Annotated in this window: 6 protein-coding genes; 3 read left to right on the top strand and 3 right to left on the bottom strand. The window is 71.7% G+C overall.

Annotation, left to right across the window (positions count from 1 at the left end; translation table 11 throughout):
- A partial coding sequence (locus tag B4E30_RS02265; RefSeq protein ID WP_286793299.1) for a GNAT family N-acetyltransferase occupies positions 1–697 on the top strand: 697 nt, incomplete at its 5' end.
- 36 nt (positions 698–733) lie between these two features.
- Here B4E30_RS02265 and B4E30_RS02260 read toward each other — a convergent pair.
- Together B4E30_RS02260 and B4E30_RS02255 are read right to left on the bottom strand one after the other, a co-directional pair.
- Positions 734–922: a multidrug transporter gene (locus tag B4E30_RS02260; protein WP_286718017.1), complete on the bottom strand. Its 189-nt coding sequence runs from the start codon at positions 920–922 to the stop codon at positions 734–736.
- Complete coding sequence (locus tag B4E30_RS02255; protein WP_286718019.1) at positions 922–1,722, bottom strand: SDR family oxidoreductase; 801 nt, start codon at positions 1,720–1,722, stop codon at positions 922–924. The genes B4E30_RS02260 and B4E30_RS02255 overlap by 1 nt, the downstream gene beginning before the upstream one ends.
- 115 nt (positions 1,723–1,837) lie before the next feature.
- On the opposite strand from B4E30_RS02255, the gene menC reads away from it, so the two are divergent.
- Together menC and B4E30_RS02245 are read left to right on the top strand one after the other, a co-directional pair.
- A complete protein-coding gene (gene menC, locus B4E30_RS02250) occupies positions 1,838–2,971 on the top strand; it encodes an o-succinylbenzoate synthase (protein WP_286793298.1) in 1,134 nt (377 codons plus the stop codon).
- Positions 2,972–3,122: 151 nt separating this feature from the next.
- Positions 3,123–3,983 (top strand): hypothetical protein, encoded by an 861-nt coding sequence (locus B4E30_RS02245; RefSeq protein WP_286793297.1) that lies wholly within the window; start codon positions 3,123–3,125, stop codon positions 3,981–3,983.
- A gap of 119 nt (positions 3,984–4,102) precedes the next feature.
- On the opposite strand, the gene B4E30_RS02240 is transcribed toward B4E30_RS02245, so the two are convergent.
- Positions 4,103–4,708: MMPL family transporter (locus B4E30_RS02240; RefSeq protein ID WP_286793296.1), on the bottom strand; the 606-nt coding region annotated here is incomplete at its 5' end.

The following is a 4,708-nucleotide window of genomic DNA, read 5'->3' as shown; positions in this document are numbered from 1 at the left end:
GTCGGCCGGACTCGAGATCCGGCCACTGGCGACCGTGGACGACGCGGTCGTCGCTAGTGACGTGCTCGCGCGCGTGTGGGGCGGCGATCGCGCCGCGATGCCGCCGCAGCTGCTGCGCGCGATGGCCCATGCCGGGTCGTACACCGTGGGCATCTGGCGCGAAGCCGAGATGGTCGGCGCCTCGGTGGCTTTCTTCGGAGCACCCCCCGAGCGCACGATGCACTCCCACATCACCGGCGTTCTGCCGGAGCACCAGGGGCGGGGCGTCGGCCGGCTGCTGAAGCAGCACCAGCGCGAATGGGCGCTCGCCCGCGATGTCGGCACGATCACCTGGACCTTCGATCCGCTCGTGCGCCGCAACGCCCATTTCAACTTCCGAGTTCTCGGCGTGCGCGCCGTCGAGTACCTGGTGAACCACTACGGCGCGATGGATGACGGCGTCAACCGCGGCGACGAGACGGACCGCATCCTCGTCGCGTGGGCGATCGCCTCGGCTCCCGCCCTCACTCCGCCCGATGACCGGGTCGCCGCCGCCGTGGAGGTGCCCGCCGACATCGAGACGCTCCGCCGCAGCGACCCCATGGCCGCGAGCGCCTGGCGTCTCCGGGTGCGCGAGCAGCTGCTGGCGCATCTGGCCGACGGGCTCGTCATCGGCGGATTCGACGACGCCCGCGGCTACCTCCTCGTGCGTCCTTGACCGGCACGCGCCCGGCTGGCGGGGCGAGGGGCCGGGTCAGTCTTCTTCCGGGATCTGCGGGCCCCCGGGCCGCACCTCGGCGTCGTCGCGCACGTCGATTCGCGTGATGCCGTCGTGCTCGGTGACGTCGATCCGCGGAGCCGCGTCGTCTTCCGTGGCCGCCGGCGCCGACGTCAGCTGGTCGTGCCGCTTCTCCTCGGGGGTCATCTCGTCCGCTCCCGACATCAGATCCTCCATTCGTCGCTGTTCAGGTGGGAGCCGGCCTGCGGTCCCATCTGAAGCATCCCACCGTCGACCACCCAGCTCGCGCCCGTCACATAGCTCGAGGCCGGCGAGGCGAGGAAGGCGACCACCGCGGCGACCTCCTCGGGCGCACCCGGCCGAGCCAGCGGAATGCCGGCACGGTGGGTCTGCTCGGCGTCGCCGGCCTCCATGTCGTTGATCGGCGTGGCGATCTCGCCGGGTGCGACGGCGTTCGCGGTGATCCCGTGCGCACCGAGCTCCTGCGCCATGACCTTCAGCAGGCCGCCGAGGCCGTGCTTGGCGGCGACATACGGGGCCGACTCCACGCGCGGCTGATGCTCGTGCACGCTCGTGACGGCGATGAGACGGCCGCCGGTGCGCTGCGTCGCCATCCTCCGGGCAGCCGCCTGCAGGGCGAGGAACGCTCCGTCGAGGTTGAGTGACACGATGCTGCGCCACGTCGACCGGTCGAGATCGAGGAACGGACCCCCGTTGCCGCCGCCGGAGTTGTTCACGAAGACGTCGAGGCCGCCGAGCTCGTCGGCCATGCTGTCGATGTCGGCTTCCACCCGGTCGAGATCGGTCGCGTCGAACTGCCGCACATGCGCGCGGCGGCCGCGATCCCGCACGCCCTGCGCGGTCTCCTCCGCACCGTCCTGGTCGCTGTGCCAGGTCACGACGACGTCGAGACCCGCGTCGGCGAGCGCGAGCGCCGTGGCCGCGCCGATGCCCGAGTCCGAGCCGGTCACGATCGCGCGTCGAGGATGGAATGTCGTCTGCATGATGCCGACGCTACGACCCGAGTCCGACGCGGGAGAGGGGCTTTACAGGCTTCCTGCCTGGCGTTAGACGCCGAACGCTCGGCGACCGTGCGCGGTACCTCGCTAACGTGGGGGGATGTCGGTCACCCGCCCCGCAGCATCCATCGACCTCGACGGATTCGAACTGCGTGTGCTGCACATCCCGCTCGTCTCGCCGTTCACGACGTCGTTCGGCACCGAGACGGTTCGCGAGGTGATCGTCGTGCGAGCTCTCGCCGACGGGCTCGAGGGATGGGGTGAGATCGTCACGCAGCAGGCGCCGCTGTACTCGAGCGAGTACACCCAGGGCGCGTGGGACGTCACCACGCGCTTCCTCATCCCGGCGCTGCTGGCCGAGCGAACCATCGCGCCGGAGCGGGTCGCGAGCGTGCTCGAGCCCTTCGTCGGGCACCGGATGGCCAAGGCGGGGCTCGAGCTCGCCGTGCTCGACGCCGCCCTGCGCGGGGAGGGGCGTTCCTTCGGGTCCTACGCCGGTGCGGTCGCCGACCGGGTGCCCTCCGGGGTGTCGGTCGGCATTCAGCGCGATCCCGCCGCCCTCGTCGAGACCGTGCGCGGATACCTCGACGACGGCTACGTGCGCATCAAGATCAAGATCAAACCCGGTCGCGACATCGACGACACCGCCGCGGTGCGCGAGGCGTTCGGCTCGATCCCCCTGCAGGTCGATGCCAACTCGGCCTACACCCTGGCCGACACGGGCACCCTCGCGCAGCTCGACCGGTTCGATCTGCTGCTCATCGAGCAGCCGCTGCAGGAGGACGACCTGGTGGACCACGCCACCCTCGCCGGCAGCCTGTCGACGCCGGTCTGCCTCGACGAGTCGATCACCTCGCGCAAGGCCGCCGCGGACGCGCTCGCGCTCGGGTCGGCCGCGATCGTGAACATCAAGGCCGGGCGCGTGGGCGGCTATCTCGAGGCGATCGCCATCCACGACCTGTGCCGCGACGCCGACGTGCCGGTGTGGTGCGGCGGCATGCTCGAGACCGGCATCGGCAGGGCGGCGAACGCCGCGCTCGCCGCTCTGCCGGGCTTCACCCTTCCCGGCGACGTCTCCGCCGCTGACCGGTTCTACGCCCGCGACATCGTGACCGAACCCGCCGTGCTCGACGACGGGCACGTGCGCGTGCCGACCGGACCGGGCCTCGGTGTCGACATCGACCCCGATGCTCTCGACGCGTTCACCGTCGAGAAGGCCGTCATCCGCCCCTGACCCGGGCCCGAGCGGCGATCCTCTTCTCGCCGCTTCGAGAGGATTTCCCTCCCCGAGAGGACGAATTCGCGAGCGGGATCCTCTGGAACGGCGATGTCCTCCCGAGGAGGGTGCGGCGGGCGTAGCGTGAGCGCATGCGAGGGCGGCGCGGATGCGTGTGAGGCGACGTGCGCTGGTCGCGGCGGTCGCGCTCGCCGTGCTGACAGGGTGCGCCGGCGGCCCGACGGGCGAACCCGGCGGGAGCGGCGAGCCGGAGCTGCGGGCTGCCCTGATCCAGCTGCGCGCGGACGTGGCGGAGCGGCACGCGCAGGTGCGGGTGGAGAACCTCTCCGGGGCGGCCGTGCGGATCGGTGACGTCGCGGTCGTCGATCCGCGGTTCGTTGCGGATGCGGTCCGGCTCGTGGACCGGGAGAGCACGGTTCCCGCCGGCGGATCCATCGACATCCGGGTGCAGCTGCCCGCGGTCGCGTGCGATATCGCATCGAGTGCTGGTCCGACGGTGCGCCTCGAGCTCATCGCCGACGGCACCTCTCGCACCGTTGCTCTTCCGATCGCGGATCCGCTCGGGTTTGCCGGTCCCCTCCACGAGCGGGAGTGCCGGGCCGAGGCGCTCGCCGCCGCGGCCGACATCGCCTTCACGGGGTTCTCGCCGTCACCCTCGGGCGAACCGGCGCTGCTGCGCATGGAGATCGTTCCGGTGGGCGACGGCGATGCGGAGGTGACCGCGGTCCAGCAGACCAACCTGCTCACCTTCGGCGACGCCACCGTCGACGGCGTGCTCCCCATCGGGGTGCTCGTGCAGCCGGGGAAGGAACCCACGACACTCGACCTGCCGGTGGTCCCCACCCGCTGCGACGCTCATGCGGTGCAAGAGGACAAACGCGGCACGATCTTCGATGTGCGGGTCTCGGTGGCAGGGGAGTCCGGCGAGGTCGAGCTCTTCGTCGGCGACGCGCTGCGCGGCCGCATCCTCACGTGGGTCGCCGACTGGTGCGGGTTCGGCGGCGGCTGACCCCGCCGGCGGCCGTGAGCGGCGTGAACAACACAGGAGATTCGCGGGCCGGCCGGCGCGTCAGGCGCCGTGACGCGCCCATGCCGCGCGGATCTCCTGTGTTGTCGACGGCGAAGGTGTCAGAGCTCGCCGCGGTCGCGGGCCTCGCGCCGTGTCAGCGGCTCGTCACCGGCCGGCTCGCCGCCGTCCACCGGCTCCTCGCCGTCGGGCCAGGGGGCGTGGTGGGCGCGCTCGAGCTTGGCGCCCTCGACGTCGACGTTCGGGATGATCCGGTCGAGCCATCGGGGCAGCCACCAGGCCGAGCGGCCGAGCAGGTGCATCAGGGCCGGCATGAGCAGCATTCGCACGACGAAGGCGTCGAGCAGCACACCGAAGGCGAGACCGAACCCGATCGAGCGGATCATGGTCGACTCCGCGAAGATGAACCCGCCGAACACCGAGACCATGATCAGGCCCGCCGCCGTGACCACGGCGCGGCCGGCGCGCAGCCCCCGCATCACGGCCAGGCGCGCAGGTGCGCCGTGGACGAACGCCTCCCGCATGCCGGAGGACAGGAACAGCTGGTAGTCCATGGCGAGGCCGAAGAGGATGCCCACGAGCAGCACCGGCAGGAAGCTCAGGATGGGGCCGGTCGCGTGCAGGCCGATGATGTCGGCGCCCCAGCCCCACTGGAACACCGCGACGGTCGCGCCGTAGGTGGCGAACAGCGACAGGATGAACCCGCC

The sequence above is a fragment of the Microbacterium sp. UBA3394 genome (assembly GCF_002358725.1).
Classification (GTDB): domain Bacteria; phylum Actinomycetota; class Actinomycetes; order Actinomycetales; family Microbacteriaceae; genus Microbacterium; species Microbacterium luteum.
This window is presented reverse-complemented; position numbering and strand designations above follow the sequence as displayed.